Annotated in this window: 12 protein-coding genes and 1 pseudogene; 6 read left to right on the top strand and 7 right to left on the bottom strand. The window is 44.8% G+C overall.

All coding sequences use genetic code 11. The annotated features are described in order from the left end of the window. Positions 1-4 precede the first annotated feature (4 nt). The 3 genes and pseudogenes from VP504_RS02765 to VP504_RS02755 all read left to right on the top strand — a co-directional run. A complete protein-coding gene (locus tag VP504_RS02765) occupies positions 5-5,977 on the top strand; it encodes a non-ribosomal peptide synthetase (RefSeq protein WP_325892837.1) in 5,973 nt (1,990 codons plus the stop codon). Between the two features lie 11 nt (positions 5,978-5,988). After that, complete coding sequence (locus VP504_RS02760) at positions 5,989-10,695, top strand: alpha/beta fold hydrolase (RefSeq protein ID WP_325892835.1); 4,707 nt, start codon at positions 5,989-5,991, stop codon at positions 10,693-10,695. 131 nt (positions 10,696-10,826) lie between these two features. Further along, a pseudogene (locus VP504_RS02755) lies at positions 10,827-11,269 on the top strand (helix-turn-helix domain-containing protein); the annotation flags it as partial. Positions 11,270-11,593: 324 nt separating this feature from the next. Here the strand turns inward: VP504_RS02755 and VP504_RS02750 are convergent. The 6 genes from VP504_RS02750 to VP504_RS02725 all read right to left on the bottom strand — a co-directional run bounded on the left by VP504_RS02750 (position 11,594) and on the right by VP504_RS02725 (position 16,205). After that, positions 11,594-11,935, bottom strand: a complete 342-nt coding sequence (locus tag VP504_RS02750) for a DUF1971 domain-containing protein (protein ID WP_325892834.1) — start codon at positions 11,933-11,935, stop codon at positions 11,594-11,596. Between the two features lie 71 nt (positions 11,936-12,006). Then, complete coding sequence (locus VP504_RS02745; protein WP_325892833.1) at positions 12,007-13,068, bottom strand: ABC transporter substrate-binding protein; 1,062 nt, start codon at positions 13,066-13,068, stop codon at positions 12,007-12,009. Between the two features lie 9 nt (positions 13,069-13,077). After that, on the bottom strand, positions 13,078-13,893 hold the full coding sequence (locus VP504_RS02740; protein WP_325892832.1) for an ABC transporter ATP-binding protein: 816 nt from the start codon (positions 13,891-13,893) through the stop codon (positions 13,078-13,080). Continuing rightward, positions 13,890-14,942: a FecCD family ABC transporter permease gene (locus VP504_RS02735; protein ID WP_325892831.1), complete on the bottom strand. Its 1,053-nt coding sequence runs from the start codon at positions 14,940-14,942 to the stop codon at positions 13,890-13,892. Before VP504_RS02735 ends, VP504_RS02740 begins: the two co-directional genes overlap by 4 nt. A 563-nt stretch (positions 14,943-15,505) precedes the next feature. After that, positions 15,506-15,775, bottom strand: coding sequence for a hypothetical protein (locus VP504_RS02730; protein WP_325892830.1), 270 nt, complete (start codon positions 15,773-15,775; stop codon positions 15,506-15,508). Positions 15,776-15,803: 28 nt separating this feature from the next. Then, positions 15,804-16,205 carry a hypothetical protein gene (locus tag VP504_RS02725; RefSeq protein WP_325892829.1) on the bottom strand — a complete coding sequence of 134 codons (402 nt, stop codon included), beginning with the start codon at positions 16,203-16,205 and terminating at the stop codon, positions 15,804-15,806. A 390-nt stretch (positions 16,206-16,595) separates the two neighbouring features. Between VP504_RS02725 and VP504_RS02720 the strand changes: the two genes are divergently transcribed. Together VP504_RS02720 and VP504_RS02715 are read left to right on the top strand one after the other, a co-directional pair. Continuing rightward, positions 16,596-16,940 (top strand): hypothetical protein, encoded by a 345-nt coding sequence (locus tag VP504_RS02720; protein WP_325892828.1) that lies wholly within the window; start codon positions 16,596-16,598, stop codon positions 16,938-16,940. A 295-nt stretch (positions 16,941-17,235) separates the two neighbouring features. Further along, on the top strand, positions 17,236-17,673 hold the full coding sequence (locus VP504_RS02715; RefSeq protein ID WP_325892827.1) for a GNAT family N-acetyltransferase: 438 nt from the start codon (positions 17,236-17,238) through the stop codon (positions 17,671-17,673). A gap of 116 nt (positions 17,674-17,789) precedes the next feature. On the opposite strand, the gene VP504_RS02710 is transcribed toward VP504_RS02715, so the two are convergent. Further along, the gene (locus VP504_RS02710; RefSeq protein WP_325892826.1) at positions 17,790-19,283 is read right to left on the bottom strand and encodes a carboxypeptidase M32; all 1,494 of its coding nucleotides are present in this window, start codon (positions 19,281-19,283) and stop codon (positions 17,790-17,792) included. Between the two features lie 241 nt (positions 19,284-19,524). On the opposite strand from VP504_RS02710, the gene VP504_RS02705 reads away from it, so the two are divergent. Then, positions 19,525-20,091 (top strand): gamma-glutamylcyclotransferase family protein, encoded by a 567-nt coding sequence (locus tag VP504_RS02705; RefSeq protein ID WP_062713378.1) that lies wholly within the window; start codon positions 19,525-19,527, stop codon positions 20,089-20,091. Positions 20,092-20,121: the final 30 nt, after the last annotated feature.

The following is a 20,121-nucleotide window of genomic DNA, read 5'->3' as shown; positions in this document are numbered from 1 at the left end:
GATCATGAAGAAAAAACATCTCTTGTTCTTCTGTCACTCTGCGTTTGGTCATGTAAACCCGATTAGGGAAAACGTTATTAAGCTAAGGCATTATCATTCAGTGACAGTCGTGTGCAATAACTCAACGTCCTTGATGTTTTCTGGACTTGATCAAGTAGAGGTATTGACTTATCCAAGCCAACCATTCTCTGAAGCGGCAAGCCATCTGCCAGACAAGTCAAAACTCACTTATACCGATCTCGTAAAATACTATGTGTCTCTGGCTGAGCGGTGTATCGATGACTTGATCGCGTTCTGCGACAATCGGAAGTTTGACGTATTGGTCGTCGATGACCATGCGGTTTTTGCGCGCCCGCTCTTGTCACTTTATGCACCCAAAGCCGTTTCGTTTCACGCTTCCCTTTTTCGTCGCTCCGATGATTACAGATGGGAACTTGATCAAGGGTTGTTACCCACAGCGTTTCAATCACATACGTTGGATAAGTCAGTTCAACAAGAGTGCAATAGACGTCTTGAGCGTCACCCGATTCTTCGTGATCATTTTCCTCCGTTGGATCGGCTGATGGTCGACACACATGCTTCCCGTTGCCTGACTACATTTCCGCCTTCTTTCGGTCATATGCCAAATAGCTTTCATGGGTATCATCCCCTTAGTGGGTGCCTTGCGTTTGAGGAGCGTGACATCATCTATGTTTCGTTTGGAACCGAGTTTTCTGAACAGCTGACGGTTGATGATGTCACTCTCATCGTCGATGGTCTTCGCCAATATGGGTTGTCTATCGTGGTCTCTTGCGGGGGAAGTGAGGCGTTATTTGAAGCGCTATCTCCGATAAGTTCGGCATTGGTGAAGGTGGAGCGTTGGGTTGATCAAGGTGAATTGCTTAAACAAGCCCGAGTTTTTGTGACGCATTCGGGTATGAATAGCGTCTTGGACGCCATGGCAGTGGAAACACCGATGCTCTGCTTACCTCAAGGGGATGATCAATGGCTGATTGCTAATAAGGTTGAAGAACTAGGCTTTGGGCAGACTTTTTATCAAGTGGCCGATTTACTGGATGCTTTACGACCTGAAAGTCAGGAGGCATGGTTTAAATTCAATCAGCAGATTCGTATTCATAACAGGCAGTTTAGCCATCACCGGTGGCCGTTGCATGATTGGATTACGCAAAGTGAACGTTTACCGCAGCCAGCTAGAATCCATGCTGCACATTTTTTTGACCACTTTGAGTATTGGCTTCAGCAAGCCCCACTGCGTCAGGCCTTGTGTGACCAGCATAACGTATTGACTTATGGGCAGTTATCCGAGCAGTCGACGAAAATTGCCCAAGGCATCCTGATGCATCACTATCAACAAACAAATCAGCAGATGCCTGAGGGGACACATATTGCGCTTTTGATGGAGCGGAATGTGAATTTGTATGTGGCTATGCTAGCAATCTGGAAGGCGGGAGGATGTTATGTCCCCTTATCTGCCCGGTTTCCAGAACAACGAATTGCACACATTATTAATGATGCATCATGCGCACTAGTCATTACGGATAGCCTTAATGTGACGCGATGCCAAGAGCTAGGGGTGCTGTTTGATGATCTTCTTAGGAACACGGTTGTTTCGGACACGACTTTTCCAATGTGTTCACTTGAGCAACAGGCTTATCTGATATACACATCGGGCTCCACGGGAACACCGAAAGGTGTTTGTATTTCCCACCGCAACCTGTCTTCACTCATTGATGCCCACATACAGCGCTTTTTTACCGATGAGCATCGTCGTAGCTTATTGTTTTCTGACTGTGTTTTTGACGCAAGCGTGTTTGAACTTTTCCCCGGACTGGCATGTGGACATACGTTATTCGTGTGCACGGATGAGGATAAGCGTGTACCAGAACGTTTGCAGACACTGATTCGAGAGCAAAACGTCGATATGGCGACGTTACCCCCATCCATTCTGGAGTGGTTAGACCCCAAGTCACTTCAATCAATTAACACCTTGATTGTGGCTGGAGAGTCGCCAAGCGTGCGCTTGTTTGAATCTTTGAGTTCAGTTAAGCGAATCTTTAATGCGTATGGGCCGACAGAATGCACGGTGTGTGTCACAGCTCACCTCTATCAAAGCGGCGATGAAGCACTGAATATTGGTTATCCATTGTCTAATTCACGCATTTTATTGATGGATGAATCAGGGGCATCAGCTTCGTCTGAAGGAGATACTGGTGAGTTGTGGGTCTCTGGTGACGGTGTCTCGCAGGGATACTGGCAATTACCCGAGGTGAATGAAAATGCATTTGTCAGGCGCTGGTCCCCAAGCGGAGAGGATAGGTGGTACAAAACCGGTGATAAGGTCATGCGCCTTACATCAGGTGAACTGTTATTTTCCGGTCGGGGTGATGATCAGGTAAAAATCGCAGGGCATCGAATTGAACTTGATGAGATCCGTCAGGTTGTTCTTGATGTTCAGGGCGTCGTCCAAGCGATAGTGACGAATAAGACTGGTTTGGGGCGGGCGCATCTGGCGGTTTACATCGCCTCGAAAAGAAACCAAGAGTTAGAGGAGCGTGTGAGGGCGCATTGTGAGGCACATCTGCCTGGTTATATGCAGCCTCATTCGATCACAATCATTGATGCTTTGCCAATTACGATAAATGGAAAGGTGGATTTCAAGGCGTTACCTAAACCCAGACATAACGGCAGTGTGGGTTTTGATGAACAAATCGCCACTCTAATGGGCCTCACCCTTAGACGACGAAACTTTGGGTTAGAAGAGGATTTTTTTGCAAGTGGGGGGAGTTCTATTGACGCTGTGCGAGTATCGGCCGCCGCAAGAGCGTGTTTAACGCAAGATGTTCCTGCGGAAGCGATTTTTGAACACAGGACAGCAAACAAGATCGCAGCATCACTTACCACAACACCCGAAAGTCAATCTTTGGAACGTTCAAATTCAGTGGCTTCAATCAGTGATAATCAGCTAGGAATGTTGGTATCACAGCGAATGCATCCTGAATCAAAGCAGTTTCACTTGGCCATGTTGATGCAGGTGACTCAGCCCATGGAGCTAGAGATTCTAAAGAGCCTTATTAGACAGGTACTGGGGCAATACCCGATATTCAGTGCTCAGTTTTACCAAGATGATACGTCAACGTGGCGGCGCAGAACCGAAATGCAGCCTATTGATATATCTTCGTTTAATGTTACTGGAACCGAAGCTTTAGCAGAACGACTTACGGAGCTATATTCCCGACCTTTTGACTTAACAGAAGCATGTTTGCGAGTTACGACAATAATGTGTAACGAGAAGCAGTATGTCTTTTTCTGTATCCATCACGTGATCTTTGACGCTTACTCTTGTTTGACCCTTCTCCGACACTTTAACTCTCACATAAGGAATGGGGGGCAGCGTTTAATTTCTGGTGCCACCTCCGAGGGCAGTGTTTCAGTACCTAACCCTCAAGAATATGAGGAGTTAGCGGCGTATTGGCGACATTATCTGAATGATTATCATCCTACTAGGCTCCCTTTACCTCTTACCTGTTCAGTGAACCTACCGAGTACCGCATCGTGCGTAACGGAGACAATGAGTGGTGAGCGTTTCCATACACTTCAACGGTGTAGCCAATTATTCGGGTGTTCGGTCATAACGCTTTTACTGGCTGGATTTTATTTGCTTCTTCGTGACAAGCTCAATACGTCAGATTTGACCATCGGATTACCGTTCGATAATCGTGATTCCACTACCTTTGATCAAATGGGCCTGTTTGTGAATGCCTTGCCAGTAAGAGTGTCCATTAATAATGGCGAGACGTTGAAAGAGGTGATTTCCAAGGTAAGCGAATCGGTGATGTTGGTTAAAAAACGGCAAAATACCCCCCTTTCTTTTATCGCTAACACACTCAACACTCGGCCGGTATTTGGTACACATCCGGTGTACCAGATCTTGTTTGCTAGCTTTGATTTAGCCTCCGTTCACTCCGAAAAAGATCCAATGAGACTGCTGGACGAAACGCCTTGGATCCAACAGCGTGATTCGCAGCTTGATTTGGTGTGGCAAGTCAGGCTTGAGTCCGACAAGGTGACGGTGCATGCCTTGTTTGCGGACGGTTTCTTAGAAAGTGGTGAAGCCGGACAATGGCTTGACAAGTACATAGACATTCTGGAAGAAGTTATAGAAGCGAGGGAGGAGCAGGTAGTTCCCTTAATGTCTAGCGAGGAAGTTGCCCCAAATCACAGCCTGTTAACGCAGATAAAAACCAACGCTCAACATAAACCACAAAAGTTGGCGCTGCGCTGTGAAGGGCAGGTCATGACATATGGTGAGCTAGATCATGCATCGGAGGTACTTGCGAATCGTTTGCTTACAGCGAAGGTGACACATTCACTACCAGTATGTATTTCGCTTCCGAGAAGCGTTTCGGCCATCGTAGCTATGATGGCCGTTCTTAAGGCTGGTAAGCCATATGTATTTCTTGAGCCTAGTTGGCCACAAGAAAGAAAGAGACAGATTCTCGTTGATACAAAAGCTCAACAAGTGATCACTTCAGCGGATATTGCGCCGCTGCCGTTTGCAGAAGAAGTGAGAGATGTCATTAACTTCGACGGTAATGCGCTCCGCGATAGTGCTAGGCCCAAACCTTTGGTGCCGTCGGTGCGTTCATCACTGGCTTACCTTGTTTACACGTCGGGCACAACGGGTCGACCAAAGGGTGTGTGCATTTCTCACCACACTGCCTGCAACATGGTTCAAGCTCATCTTAGTGAGCTGGGTTTGAGGGCGTATGAACGTGCATTAGCATTTTCGCCGTTTTCTTTTGATGGCAGTGTTTATGAGATTTTTACTGCCTTATCGGCCGGACAGACGCTGTTTATTGCTTCTGATGAAGAGCGCCAAGACCCTCGTTCAATTGAACAACTTATTGTTGAGCACCGCATTGAAACATTGGCACTGACACCTTCTTATTTGAGTTTACTCACGCCTGACGCTTTAACTGACACGAAAGTGTTACTCGTCGCTGGGGAAGCAGCGACGACAGAGCTTATGGAAACTTACTCGCGTGTGACGAAGGTCATCAATGTATACGGCCCTTCAGAAGCGACAGTGGCTGCCACATACCATGTTTTCTCGCACGGAGATGATCCTCAAACGATTGGCCGGCCTTTTGCCCACATAGAGGTGCGCGTCCTAAATACGGAACATCAAGACTGCGCCGCAATGGAAGTAGGGGAGCTTTATATTGGGGGCGATTGCCTTGCGCAAGAATATCTTGACAAAGATGCCTTGACCCAGCGTCAGTTTGTCTGGCTTACGTTTGATGGTGAAGCAGCGCGATATTACAAGACAGAAGATCGCGTTTACTGTGACGATAAAAACAACTTAGTGTTTGTGGGACGTGCGGATAGGCAGTGCAAAATTCGAGGTAACCGTGTTGAGTTGGGCGAAGTAGAAAGTGCTCTGTGTGCCATCGAAGGTGTGCATCACGCTTATGTGTTTTTGGGTGATTCATCCGCTCTATGTGCATGTGTATCTGCTCAAGCGGTCGAGGTAGAAACGTTACTCTCAAAACTGCGGCTTCAATTGCCAAGCTACGCCATCCCAGGTCAGTGTCAGGTTGTGGCGTCAATGCCTCTAACTGCTAACGGTAAAGTGGATATACAACAGGTGGAGGCTTTGTTTTCAAGCAAGAGTGCGCAGGCTGAAGGCACTGATTCTCTGGATGTGATTTCGTCGATTTGGAAATCGGAGTTAGGTACTGATGTCGGTAGCAGTACAAACTTTTTTGATGCAGGGGGAACATCAATATCGATAGTTGCGCTACGCGATAAGCTAGAACGAGCGTTTGGTCTTGAAATCTCGGTGTCGGAGCTCTTTGCTCATCCTACGGTTAAGTTACAACAGCAGTTAATTTCTCAGAAAGAAGGTATTGAGCGCGTTCAAACACCATCTCAACCGCGTCGCCGTGCTCGCCGACGTCCCGCCAGTCAAGAATAATGGACAATGATATGGATAGGAATGTTTCTAATGATATCGCGGTGATCAGTTATGCGTGCCGTTTCCCTCAAGCGAATTCTCCCGAAGAATTATGGCTTCGTCTACAAGAAGGACGCCCTTTAACGACTACTTTGGATGAATCAATGCTGCAACGTTCCGGGATTGCACCGGAGGTTTATAAAAGAGAAGACTATGTGCGGGTTCACGGAAGCATTGAGGGTATGGATGAGTTTGAACCAGAGTTGTTTGGGATCCGCCCAGTTGACGCCGGTCTTATAGATCCACAGCAACGGTGCTTTTTAACATGTGCCTGGGAAGCATTAGAAAGGGTAGGGTATGTACCAAAATCTCAGTCGCTTTCAATCGGCGTTTTCGGTGGCGTAGGTACGCCGCTTTATCGAACAGTCAACCTGGCACACCTTGATGATCCTCGTATTCCGTTTTTAAATGAGAAGGACTTTGTCACAACTCGGGTGTCATATCACTTGAACCTAACGGGTCCTAGCGTGAATGTTCAAACGGCGTGTTCAACATCGTTAGTCGCGGTGCACATGGCGTGTCAGAGCATTTTAAACGGTGAGTGCGATGCGGCGTTAGCTGGTGGCTGCACGATACAACTGCCTCACCACGCCGGATATCTGTATCAACCTGGTGGTATTCATTCCCCTGACGGGGTATGCCGTGCGTTTGATCAGGCTGCGCAAGGTACTGTGGGAGGAAGTGGGTGCGGCATAGTGCTGCTCAAAGGATTAGAAGAAGCCCTTGAAGATGGCGACCCAATATTGGCAGTGATCAAAGGGTCGGCGGTGAACAACGATGGCGACCTAAAAGTGGGTTTTACGGCTCCAAGTGTACAAGGCCAACTGGAAGTGATCCGCTCTGCTTTGGAACAAGCGGAACTTCAACCTTCCCAAATTGGCTATGTCGAGAGCCATGGTACGGGAACCATGTTAGGAGACCCCATTGAAGCTATGGCTTTGAAAGCTGTTTTTTCTGAGGCTGAAATGAAAGCCCCGCTTTACATCGGGACGCTCAAACCTGTGCTTGGTCATACGGATACGGCATCAGGTGTTGCGGCTCTTATCAAAGCGATATTAGTGCTAAATCACAAGCAATGGATACCCAATTTGCATATTGAATGCCCCAATCCGGAATGTGGTTTTGACCGCAGTGCTTTGTCACTGTTCGGGCAAGGTACGTGGGATAGTGAACAGCGCAATGCGGGAGTAAGCGCATTTGGCATTGGAGGAACTAACGCTCATATTATCATTCAAGAGCCACCTACTTGTTCAAGTGACGAACCGGAGCAGATAAGCAGTAAGTTTTTCCCCGTTGCTGCGCGCACACCTGAGCAATTGGCTCGACGCATTAGCCTGCTTCAGAGCTGGTTACAGGCAACGCCCGATATTTCCCTATCTACTTTATCCCACCAACTTGCTGAGCAGTGTGGGGACGGCTTGTATCGAAAATGCTATCAGGCTAGTCGTCGAGGCGAATTGCTTGAGAGCCTTACGGCGAGCTATCTTTTAGAAAAAGGCACAGTTAGAGAAACCTCAGACCCAGTTGTATTTATGTTTCCTGGACAAGGAGCTCAGTTTGCTGCAATGGCGAATCGGTGGTTGTCAATGCCGGAGTACGCGCGCACACTGAAACAGTGCTTTGACATGTTGTTGCAACAACACCAACTAGATTTCTTTCCCTTTATCACTGATGAGGTCGCCGTTGAGTGCATAAGCGATACTGCACGCTTACAGCCCTACCTTTTCTCTATTGAATATGCGTTAGCCAAGGAGCTCATCAACCTGGGCATGGAACCGCGAGCCCTCATCGGACACAGTTTAGGGGAATATGTAGCAGCATGTTTGGCTGGCGTATTTTCATTAGAGCAAGCATTAATCTTAATGGTACGGCGTGGCCAATTGATGCAGGAGGCACCAAGTGGGCAAATGATCGCTGTGTCGATGGATTCTGCGGCATTTGCATCCTATCAAGTACCAGAGATTTCCGTGGCAGCTATAAACAGCCCTCATCAGATCGTATTGTCCGGAGCGGTGGACAATATTGAAAATTTGATGGTGGCGTTAAAGCGTGATGGGATCGCCGTTCAACGGTTACCAACCTCCGGGGCGTTTCACTCTTCTCTGATGACTAATGCGGCCAAGCAACTGAGGCAGTTCATGAGTGATTGGGTGATGCGTCCACCCAGCGTACCTATTATCTCGAACGTCACTGGAAACTGGCTGAAGGATGAAGAGGCTACCTCAGCAGACTATTGGTCTGAACATGTGTTGGCTTCTGTGAAATTCGGTGATGGAATAATGGCCCTTAATTCAGAGCTACCATCGGCTATCTATGTCGAAGTGGGACCTCAAGAGGTGTTGAGCCGATTTACCAAAGCGACGATTGGAAGCTGTACTGATACATTGTCTTGCCTTCCGAAACAGCGCGATGGGGAAGTAAAGGTAACGTTGGCATTGTTTTGGCAATCCGGTCTGATTGGCAGCGAGCATTTTAGGGATGTAGGAGGAAAATCACCTCGTTTATTGTTGCCAGCCAGCCCTTTATCGAAAGAGAAGTATTGGGTGGAACCAGCCCATTCTCGAGCCGTTGAACTGTCAGAGCCATTTTGGCCAGTTTTAACCCGTCGGCTTGATAGTTATTGCACTGTGTTTAGCTCTGAATTCCAAGTACTTGCATGTCGATATCATGAATGGAATCAAATGTTGCAAGCGTTGTGCACGCAAGGCTTTGCGCAGCACTCACTGCCAAAAGAACTTCGAACCGAGTTTCAGTTATACGCTGATTACTGGCAATCCCAGTTAGTTGAGGGGAATAGGACCGGGTCATTTTCCGCTTTGTATCATAGTGCGTGTCAAAATTGGCCCGAAGAACGAGAAGTGCTTCAGTTGATTAAAGCCATAGCGGATGCATTACCAGACATATTTATAGGAAGGTATGATCCCAGAGAAGCGATCTATTCTCCGACATTATCGGCGAACCCTCAGTCTTTACGCGAACGGCTTCAGTCATTCTTCAATGGGTTGATCCAAACAGCAGTGGCAGAGCTCAGCAGTCACAGGGAACACCTTGAACTCCTTGAAATTGGTGCAGGGCAGGGATTGACAACACAAGCATTATTGCCAATTTTTGAGCCGCATCGGACGCATTATGTCTTTACCGATATCTCAATGTACTTTACCAATGCGGCGAAGTCTAAATTCGCAGATTACGCTTTTTTGGATTTTCAGACATTTGACGTAAACAAAGATCCTGAGCTTCAGGGTTTTCAAGCAGGAACATATCAGTTAGTCGTAGCAACACTCAGTGTTCATGTGGCGCAGAGTATTCCAAAAACACTGCGACGGATTCGTGAGCTGCTGGCACCCAATGGGTTATTTATTATGTGGGAAATAACACACGTCGACCCTGCGTTCTCATTTGTCGAAAGTTTAGTGATGCCTGAGCTAGACGAGCCCGGACGTACATCGATAAATCCTTTTTATGCGCGCAGAGACTGGCAAAGTTCATTGAGCCAAAGTGGTTTCAATGAGGTGAAATCTTACGAACTTATCCCTGGGACAGGACATTGCGTGTTTCTGGCGCAAGCTGATGAACAGGAATATCAATATGAGGCCCCGCGAGAGTCTGTTGAAGCTGAACCAACTTGTATGACATCAACAAACCTTGTTTCTGAGGTAGAGAAAACGTTGGCGCAGATGTGGACAACCCTTCTTGGGGCTGAGGGTATTGATAGAGATAGCCATTTTTCTGAGCTGGGTGGAGACTCAATGGTGGCATTGATGTTAGTCGCAGATATCAAAGAGCAAATGGATGTTGTCCTGTCAAATACGGTTGTCATGGAGTCTCCAACAATAAGGCAGTTGGCGGACGTAATCGAGCAAACTAAAGCGCGATCTATGGTCTCTCAGGCTCGCCATCTCGTGCCTTTGTGTATCGACAATGAAAACGTTCCCATGGTGTACTGCATGCATGCCATTAGTGGCAGCGTGTATCCTTACATACCTCTTGCTGAGCGATTAGGCAAGTATAAGAATGTATATGGGCTTCAAGGCATTAGCGATGAGAAATTTGACTCAATAGAAGAAATGTCCCAGGCCTATTTTTCTGAAATAAAAACTGTAAATGCGGATAAACCTCTTGTGTTAATAGGACACTCGTTCGGTGGTTTAGTGGCATTAGAGGTAGCTCGCCTTTGCGAGAGAAATCAGACAGCGGTCGAAGCTGTCATCATGTTGGATACGCCCGCTCCTGGGTTAGATGATTCGCCTGTTAAAAGTGGTCATGAGTGGGATATTTTGGCATTTTTACTAAAGGTCAACTACGGATTAGCCTTAGGCGAGCCACCACATCGTGAGATGACGAAAGAGAAGATGATTCAACATGCCATTAATCGACTTACGGAAAGCGGAGCGAAAGGGTCTGAAAAAGCATGGCGCTATGAAATGGAACAATTTACATCAAACTCACAGCTCATGTTTGAGTACAAGCCATGTGATGTGCCTTTTCGGATTCACTATATCAAAGCGCAGGAGCGGGATCCTTACTTGCCCCATTATCCAGAGCGTTATTGGCAACAGCTTTTCTCGTGCTTTACCGACACATCTACGCCAGGAGATCACAATACATTGCTTGAGGAAGAACATATTTCAGTGCTCGAGGACATGATAAATAGTTTTTTTGATGACAAGAATGAGTAGGACAGTAAGATTGTTAGCGTTTATGCGTACTAGTTCCAACCAGATCTGACACTTCGATTTGAAAAGAAGAGAGTTACCCACTTTGATTAAGGTGCTGAATCTTAAATCAAAGAAACAAAGAGGTAGCTCTCATGCTCCATACTAGCAATCCGATCATCAAACACAAAGCTGGGCTTCTCAATCTCGCAGAAGAACTCGGTAATGTCTCAAAAGCCTGTAAAGTCATGGGTGTCTCCAGAGACACTTTCTATTGCTATCAAGAGCTAGCTGTCGTTGTTTATGCGCTGGAATATGCTGCTCATGGGCAAGTGTGAACGAGCAACGAATTGAGGAAGCAAGGTGTATTCACCTCGGCAAGCGGCGTTCGATGCATCTACCAACATACCTTCGTCTATACCTACAGCAAAGTTGCCTTTGCCAAGCTCTACACCACGAAAACGCCACTACTACGGCACATTTGCTCAATGACAAGGTGTTGCTGCTCTTTGAATCTGAAGCACTACCGAAGCTGCGCATCCTCACGGACAGAGGCACCGAATATTGCGGCCGTGTCGAGCAGCATGACTACCAGCTATAAGTACATCTAATCTCTCCTTATGCATTTAAATACTTATGCGGAATTAGCCCCCACAATCATCATGGTACGTGACGCGAGTGCCTGGCATTTCTTCGATGCGGCGCAGCTTCTGTCTGCGGTGTCGGGTTGTTGTGCGTAAATCACTTTACCGTCTTTGAGGGGTGCTTAACACTGTGTTTTCTTGCCTAAAATCGAGGAGGGAGGAGTATTATTTGGACGCAAAGGTAGAAGGGTAGGTGAAGTGAACTTCTACCATTTTAAGGGGGTGTCCAAAACTGATTGTACGGATCAAATCGTCAAATCTCTGGTGAGACACTCGTCTTATTTACGATGAGGAAACTTATCAGGGTCATCGTCAATCTCTTTTTTGTCATCGGCTTTTTGATGACAAAATTCGACAAAAAAGCGCACCGACTCTTGAATACTGACGTGATGCACACGGTCAGGATAGATACATTGATGTACACCAGGCGACAATACCATGGTCTCTCCGCTCACTTGGTCGCAAAAGCCTAAGCTACCTTCAAGAACATGTAATCTTCCCCACACTCCTGCTGCAGTCGCGTGATCACGTAACAGTGCGGCAGGCACGTTCTTCTCAGAAAACTCGCGTGTTTTTTTGTAACCCACCAGATTTTCTGGCCATTCAGGTACGGCTATCATAACTATTCCTCTAAATTAACTGTCTGTCTGCATAAGGGTGAATGACAAGTATGTATTCCAACCTTGTAATGTTAGAACGGTGGATAGAGTATCTGCGTAATATCTTTATCTGTTAAATTAAACGAATAATAGCGAGAGTAATACTGTCGGATAGCATCTTCAATCTTATAGGTGTTAAATATTTCTGGGTGACTTTTCTGAGCTATCCATTGCAGCATTAGTGGCGCATCAGCAGAAGGCGGGTACCATTGAAATATACCCTCTGGAATTTTGTAAACACGGCGATTTTTTATGGCAGCCACATGACTCCAGTCTTGTCCGGGAATACGGTTTTCATAAAGATCAACAGGCTTTGCTGGAGAGAAGTTTGAGATGAATATGATCTCGGGGTCCATACTGTAGACCTGCTCCATATTAATGTCAGCAAGTGGTGGGATATCCTTGGGTGCCAGGTTTATTGTTCCCGCTTCTGTCATCCAAAAGTGACCAAAATGACCAGTACCGTTAATTTTCAAACTGTTTTCGCCAAGTCGAGAAAAAAATAGGGCTCCTGGGCGTTTATTCTGTGGGATCTTTGCAACGTGTGCGCGTGTTTGTTTTAGAATACCATCAGCGTAAGCAATGATTTCACTTGCTCGTTTTTCCTGACCCGCAACTTGCCCCAAAAGACTCATCCAACCGGAATAGGTATCAAACACATTACCTTTTGATTGGGAGAGAACATCGAGCGCCAAAACAGGAATACCAATTCGCTCAACATCTGCAATTGAAGGCCTACTCTCATAAGACACAAATATATCGGGAGTGAGCTTCAGCAACTCCTCTACGTTCACACTTTTACCCTGAGTAAAACCCGTATTAGCCTTTAAAATAGAAGGTGCTATGCGTCCCAAGATGTTCCGTTCAGCCATTTTCAGACTGTTTGGAGGAATGCCTACAATCTCTTTGTCAGAACCAGTAGAGATATACCAAGCTGATGGGAATGGCATAAAATCTGTCGCAACGCGATTAACACTGGTGGGAATCTCTACAGTTCTTCCCATACGGTCGGTAACAAAATGAGTTTCATTTGCCATCGGTGATGAAGCAGTAAGGCCAATAATTCCCAGCAAATATAAGTTTGATATCGACATGTTTTACTCCTATATGTTTTTGTCAGAATATATTGAATCGACAAGGGAAATAGGGTGAATAGCACGATGAGTTCTATCGCCTAGTGAAATATCTGACATGACTGCTTTGACACCGAAGCAATCCTGGATTGCTTGCTCAGTGAGAATATCTTCAACTGTGCCAAAATGATGGTTACGATCTGCGTCCATCAACAAGACTTTATGTGCAATACGCAGAGCATGATTGGGGAAATGTGTATTGAGCACACAGATAATGTTGTCTTCTCGTGCCAGCTTCTCAATGATCCCAAGGATTATCAGTTGCTTTTTAAAATCCAAATGAGATTCTGGTTCATCAAGAAATAAAATAGAGGGTTGAGCCAATAAGGCACGAGCAATAAACACGAGTTGCAGCTCACCACCGGAAATCGCGTTACAAAAGCAATGTTCAAGATGCCCAATTTCTAATCTTTCCATTACTTGTCTAGCTGCGTCTTTGTCCTTGATACCCGGTCTGTCAAAAATACCAAGATGTGTCGATCTTCCCAGTAAAATCATATCCATGACGGAGTAGGCGAATGCATTTGTGCGAGCCTGAGGTACATATCCTAGTTCTTTCCATAGCTCCCGAGGTGTAAACTGGGTAATAGGTCGCTCCCGAACCAAAGTTTCTCCTTCTTGCCAACGATGGATACCCATTACAGCATTAATAAGCGTTGTTTTCCCCACACCATTTGGTCCCAGAATTGCCATTATCTCCCCAGGCTGAAGAAAAAAGTTAAGATCTGAAACAATCGGCTGTGATGGACTATGTCCAAAATAACCCGACTTTACTTCCAACGTCATGCCCAACCTCCTTTTGTACTTTTTAATAGCCACGCAAAAAAAGGAGCACCAATTACTGCCGTAAGAATAGAGAGTGGTATTTCTGCACTGGTAGCTGTACGAGCCACTGTATCTACCAATAGCAGATAGCCTGCACCAAGTGATATAGATGCTGGGATCATTGCTTGGTGATTCGCTCCGACAATCATCCTGGCAATATGAGGGATCACGAGCCCCACCCACCCTACAATGCCAGCGAGTGATACTGATGCTGCAGTAATCAGAGTCGCAGCTAAAATAACAATCCAACGCATCCTATTTAGATTCACACCAAGTGCACGGGCTTCAATATCAGACAGAGATAAAATATTTAACCGCCAACGCAGCATGTAGAGGATACTCAATCCAATAAAGATAAGGGGTAGCCCCCATGAAAGCATGGACCAGTTTGCTGAGGTCAAACTTCCCATTAACCAGTAAACAATGGTAGGCAGCGTATCATCAGGGTCAGCCAAATACTTAATCAGTGATAACATCGCTTCAAATAGGGCTGCTGTAATTACTCCAGCCAGAATCAGCATAAACAAAGAGGATTGCCCGTTACGGCGCGAGATCCAAAGTGCAACTATCATTGCCATAACACCGAAAATAAGAGCGCCAAGAGGTACAAAAGCCATATGTCTGAAAATAAGAATGGATAAGGCTGCACCAAAGCCCGCACCAGATGACACCCCCAGAATATGTGGGCTGACAAGTGGATTACCAAAAAGCCCCTGAAATGCTGCTCCAGCAACAGCGAGCCCAGCGCCAATAAACATCGCCAAAATCACTCTAGGCAAACGAATATTAAACACAACAGTCTCTTCAACTGGTTTCCAAAATGGGTCTAGGGGAAGAATCTTTGAAAGTAAAATCCCTAAAACATGATCAGGTGGTACTACATATCTACCGATACATAGCGCAGCTAATGCGATAAGTAATGGGGCTACGACAAACAGTAATGAGTAAAGACTCCGGGTTGTAAATTGTGTTGTCAGGTAGTTCAAGGTCTTACTAGCCGTCAGAGCCATTTGGTGGTTGCCTCTCTTAGTGTAGTTATACGTTTTCTTGCGTTATGTCAGAAATATTAATGAATAACTCGATGACCAAAGCAGTGTACAGTAGACCTATCTGATTCCGGGTTATCTCCATTAATTTCCCTAACTATTCTCACTTGATATTGAGAAAATTATTTCTATTCGTAGACAATTGAAGTGTGATAAATAGATGGTTGGGTTGCAATACGGTTTCTCAGTAAGAAGTAGAGATTTTAAGCGCCATATTCTGCTTGACTCATTTAAAAAGGTAAGTGATTTTTCTGTGAATTTTTTCAAAAGATAAAGCCCGCTAAAGTAAGTATCTATAAATTGTAATTACTTTTTACCATCTCTCATATTTATGACAATTTGCTCGTTACGCACTCAGTAATGTTTTTTGGTATGGTTTTATTTCTTACTTATATATGTTCTATTACTGATTATAGACTAAAGGTTGTTTTATATAAGCTTTGTTACATAAATATTTTCCGTATCAAAAATATTGCATAACAAAGCCAATAATTGTTGTGCTATTTTTCAGTATGGCTATTGAAAATTTAAAAGTATTTTATTGAAACATTTTTTGAGTGGCGGACAGTAACATGTGATGGAATGAGAAATCTCATACGAAAACCTACAAGAATATCGATCTCTTCTCTAAGATAAACACCTAATCCAGTTAGTATAGGCGCATAAGTAAATTCTCTATTGGCATCAGAAAATGACACAACAGACTTTTCTAAATAATTTTTTCTCGGATTAGTTCCAAACTTACCATTAAACCCACCCCCCCCTAAATCGCAAAAATTGTACGCCAGTTTCTCCAAAACGATAGTTTTCTTTTACGAATATATTTTATAACCACTGAATTTTTGGGTTAAAGAAAAATATATTCGACTTAATAGCATCGCCTTGAAATGCGGAAAAGTATAAAGACGTATTTATCTTATGGTGAATACTGTTGTCTACCTTTCCTTGGAAACCGTTAACAAAACCTAAACTTACTACTTGTAAGCCAATACGACTGCCCTCAAAGTACTTGAAATTAGTCCCGGTAGGACTACCTACAATATTCCTAAAAGTAGTATCGGCTCTGCTAATTTCACCCATACCAATTTCCACGGTCTTTAACTTATATGGCCCCCATTTTTCCCAATTTTCTTTCACTTGATGTTCAAATTCTCCTGCAATCGAAGAAAGCGAAAAAGTAATCATTAATATAAGTATTGGTATCAATTTTAGTGGATTCATCATCATTTATTCCTGGGTGGTTTTTAATTTCTTCTTCTAGGGTAGAATATTATCTTCACACAACTTTATGTAAAGAATGGTAAACGGACTAGATAGCACTGGCCATATATGGGGTTCTGCGTTTTATGTTTTTACTGAAATAATTAAGTTTCAATCAGAGTAATTTTTAAGGTTTCGTATCGAAACGTTGTTGAAAAAAAGAAGAAAACACTTGAGGTTTTCGTACAGGAAATGAGTGATTTCTTCCACCATAAAATATAATTCATACTTATTTCATTCTTTTTGATATTCATACATCTTTGGTTCGTGACTTGCGTCAGGATTTATCTAGGCGTCATGTTAGTGTGTGCCCCTGCATTGTTTGTATTGTGTGCAGTGTGAGGGATTCCGTTTCAGTTGATGGGCTATCACAAGGAGCTAAATAATTTACTTCTGGTAAAAAAATCGAGTAGTAACTTTATTCATATGACAAGTCATCCGGAATTCAAACCGTTATACAACTCTGATTACCAGAGCGTACTCATTAATGAAGCAAAGCTAGATGCAACGCTTGATAGTATCAAGCTGGAGCAGATGGTTTTGTTCGAAAAGCAATTTGATTTAATGTTGATGGAAAAACCACAGGGTTTCGACAATGTTCTTCAAAAGAACCAAACAGAGTCGATACTGAATCCCAAATTGTTACCCACGATGCCTAATAAAGATATGATTAAACAATTAGACGTGATCGGTGATCCCTAACTGATAAGACGAGGGCTTGAAGTGGCGATACCCGCTGTTACCGTGCGCGACAAGTTATAGCATTCATATCTAGGTATTGCATTTGAGCGACTGTCCCAGTCATCTCCGTTGATGCGGATAGCGTAGGAAGGGGATATGACATGCTCTATGAAGAGGTCATTGATGAAATTGAAGAGAGGGTTCTTCCTCTGTGCAATACTCTTTTGGACTGCGCTTCGCTCAGAACTTACTGAAGCTTCTACTACGGTTTTTAAGTGAAATGGAATTCAACATTGATACGAATAAGGAGGTGGCCATGAAATGGCAAAAAGATGCACTTGAGATAGACACCAACATCGAGAGGCTAAATGTTTCTTTGATCCATCAGTTTCTATGTGAAGAATCAAGATGGGCCAAAGGTATCCCTCTCCAAACGGTAGAAAAATCGCTCTCGCGCTCAGTCAACTTTGGTATCTACAGTCAGAATCGACAAATTGGCTTTGCCAGAGTGATCTCCGACTGTGCAACGTTTGCAAATCTGGTTGATGTTTTTGTGTTGCCTGATTACCGCCACCAAGGTATAGCGACCTGGTTGCTTAACTGCATTGTTGAACACCCAGATCTGCAAGGGTTAAGACGGTGGACCTTGGCAGCCACGCCTGAAGGCCAAAACCTGTACAAAAAAATTGGGTTCGCCGAACTTTCTAAGCCAGAGATTTTTATGGAGCGTTTTTTCCCTTCAATTTATCAGTAATAGAGTGCAAACGTGCCTCAGCCATCGGTATATGATGAATTGAACCTCTTTTCTGTTTTTAAACCCCATTTGAAAGAATTTACCAGCGCAGCCATTGGCCGAGCTGGTGGATTTCATCAATTGTTTAAGTAACGCTCGATAAGGTGCTGCTTAAAGTACTCAGGATTCAGCGGTTCACCCGTGGCCTGAATAACGAGTTCCTCAGTTGACAGCGTAGAGCCTTTTGACCATATATTTTCCTCAAGCCAAGCACTGATTGGCTTCATGTCTAGATTGCGAATGCAGGTATCAACATCCACGTCTTTGCGCATGGCGTGCATAAATTGAGCTGCATACATGGCACCTAGTGTATAGCTTGGGAAATAGCCGAAAGAACCGTCTGTCCAGTGGATATCTTGCATACACCCATTAGTGAAATTACCTTCGGTGGAGATACCAAGATACTCCTGCATCTTCAGATCCCAGATACCTGGAATGTCATCCACTTCAATGTTGCCTTCAATCAAATCGCGTTCTATTTCATAGCGAAGGATAACGTGAGCTGGATAGGTCACTTCATCTGCGTCTACACGAATGTAACCGGGTTGCACGCGTTTATAAAGAGCGTTGATGTTGCTTATATCGAAGTCTTGGTCAGACTGACGGTCAAAGGTATCTCGTGCGAACGAAGCAATGTGTTCGACAAATTCTGGGCTCCGTGCGAGTTGCATTTCGAAAAACAGACTTTGACTTTCATGAATACCCATTGAGCGTGCTTGGCCAGCAGGGAAGCCTTGTAAGGATGCTGGTAGGCCTTGCTCATAGCGCGCATGTCCGGTTTCATGAACCACACCCATGATGGCCTGGGTAAAGTCTTCTTCATTGTATCGCGTAGTAATACGAACATCTTGAGGAACACCACCACAGAAAGGGTGGATTGAAACATCAAGTCGACCATGGTTAAAGTCGAAGCCTAGAATCCTCATCAGCTTTTTGCCGAGTTCCGCTTGCTGTTCAGTTGGGAAGGGCCCTGCGGGCTCTTCTACAGTAACGGTTGACTGTTTTTCGATGATTTGACGTGTTAGCTCGGGTAACCAAGATTTGAGTTCGCCAAAGATAACGTCCAGCTTCTCTGTTGTCATCCCCGGCTCATAAAGGTCCAGCATGGCGTTGTATTTGCTCAAGCCTGTTTGTTCCGCGCGGATATCTGCTTCTTCTCGAGCGAGTTTTACTACATCCTTGAGATTGACTGCGAATTTATCCCACTCGTTTTCTTTGCGTTGGGTGCGCCACTCGTGCTCACACTTCGAACCCGCGATGGATTTTGCTTCAACCAAATAAGAAGGTAAGACAGTCGCTTGTTGCCAAACGCGCTTCATTTCTTTCAAGCTGACTTTTTGTTCTTCAGAAAGTGAAGCGACAGTTGCTTCTGCTTCTTCAATCCATTGACCCATTTCCGGTGCTGTCAGGGTTTCGTGGCAAAGTACAGCGAGCTCACTCATTGCATGCGCTCTGGCTTCGTTACCGCCATCAGGCATCATGGCAGCTTGATCCCACCCACAAATCGCGGCGAGGTGTTCGTAATTGAAAAGTTTTTTAAATTGTTTTTCTAAGCTTTGGTAAGCGGTCATTGTTTTTATCCATGTCGTATCTTCGGAGGTACCGCAGACACATCCTTCAAACTGCGGTCGGACAGAATAGTGCTTTAGAATCATACTGAACGTAAAGAAATTTAGGAAAGATTGAGACTTGCTATGCAGAGAATGCTGTTCTTCCTGAACAACCACAGATTCTCAGGTTACAACGTTGACAGTACCACGTGTTGTTTGGATTAATCCAATTAAGTAATTAATGATAATTGTTCGATAATTTATGTATATATTTGGATATGGAAGTTTGATAAACGATGCTTCAAGGCGTCTGACCGGAGAAACGGGACGTGCGGTGCCTGCGAAAGTGTCGGGTTTGCAAAGACACTGGGGGTATACGGGCTCGCCTGTCATGTCTCACTTGGTTGTTCGGGAAGGCGAAGGGCATTGCAACGGAGTATTAATTCACATTGATGATAGTGCATTAGAGGTGTTTGATATCCGAGAAGCTGGGTATCAACGTGTTCTTTTGGACTCTGAGCGTATTCAGGTGCTGGTAGATGACTTTGTGGTTGATGGTCTCGTGTATGTGTACGTAACAGATGAAGTGATAGCACCTTGCAGTAGTCATCCAATAGCTCAAAGTTATGTCGATACGGTTTTGGCTGGATGCTTGAGATACTCGGCAGATTTTGCGGAGAGTTTTATTACTTCAACGTATGGATGGGATTTCCCTCGTATCGATGATAGGCACTCACCCGTATATCAGCGTGTTGCGGGTGTAGCGGATGAAGATCGCTGCAAGATTGATGCTATGTTGGTTAACTTGCCAAGTTATGCCGAAAGATAAGAAAAAAGCCACACTATTGCGTGGCTTTTC

The organism is Grimontia sp. NTOU-MAR1, assembly GCF_035758505.1.
Taxonomy (GTDB): Bacteria; Pseudomonadota; Gammaproteobacteria; order Enterobacterales; family Vibrionaceae; genus Enterovibrio; species Enterovibrio marinus.
The sequence above is the reverse complement of the archived record's forward strand: the minus strand, read 5'-3'. Positions and strand labels throughout refer to the sequence as shown.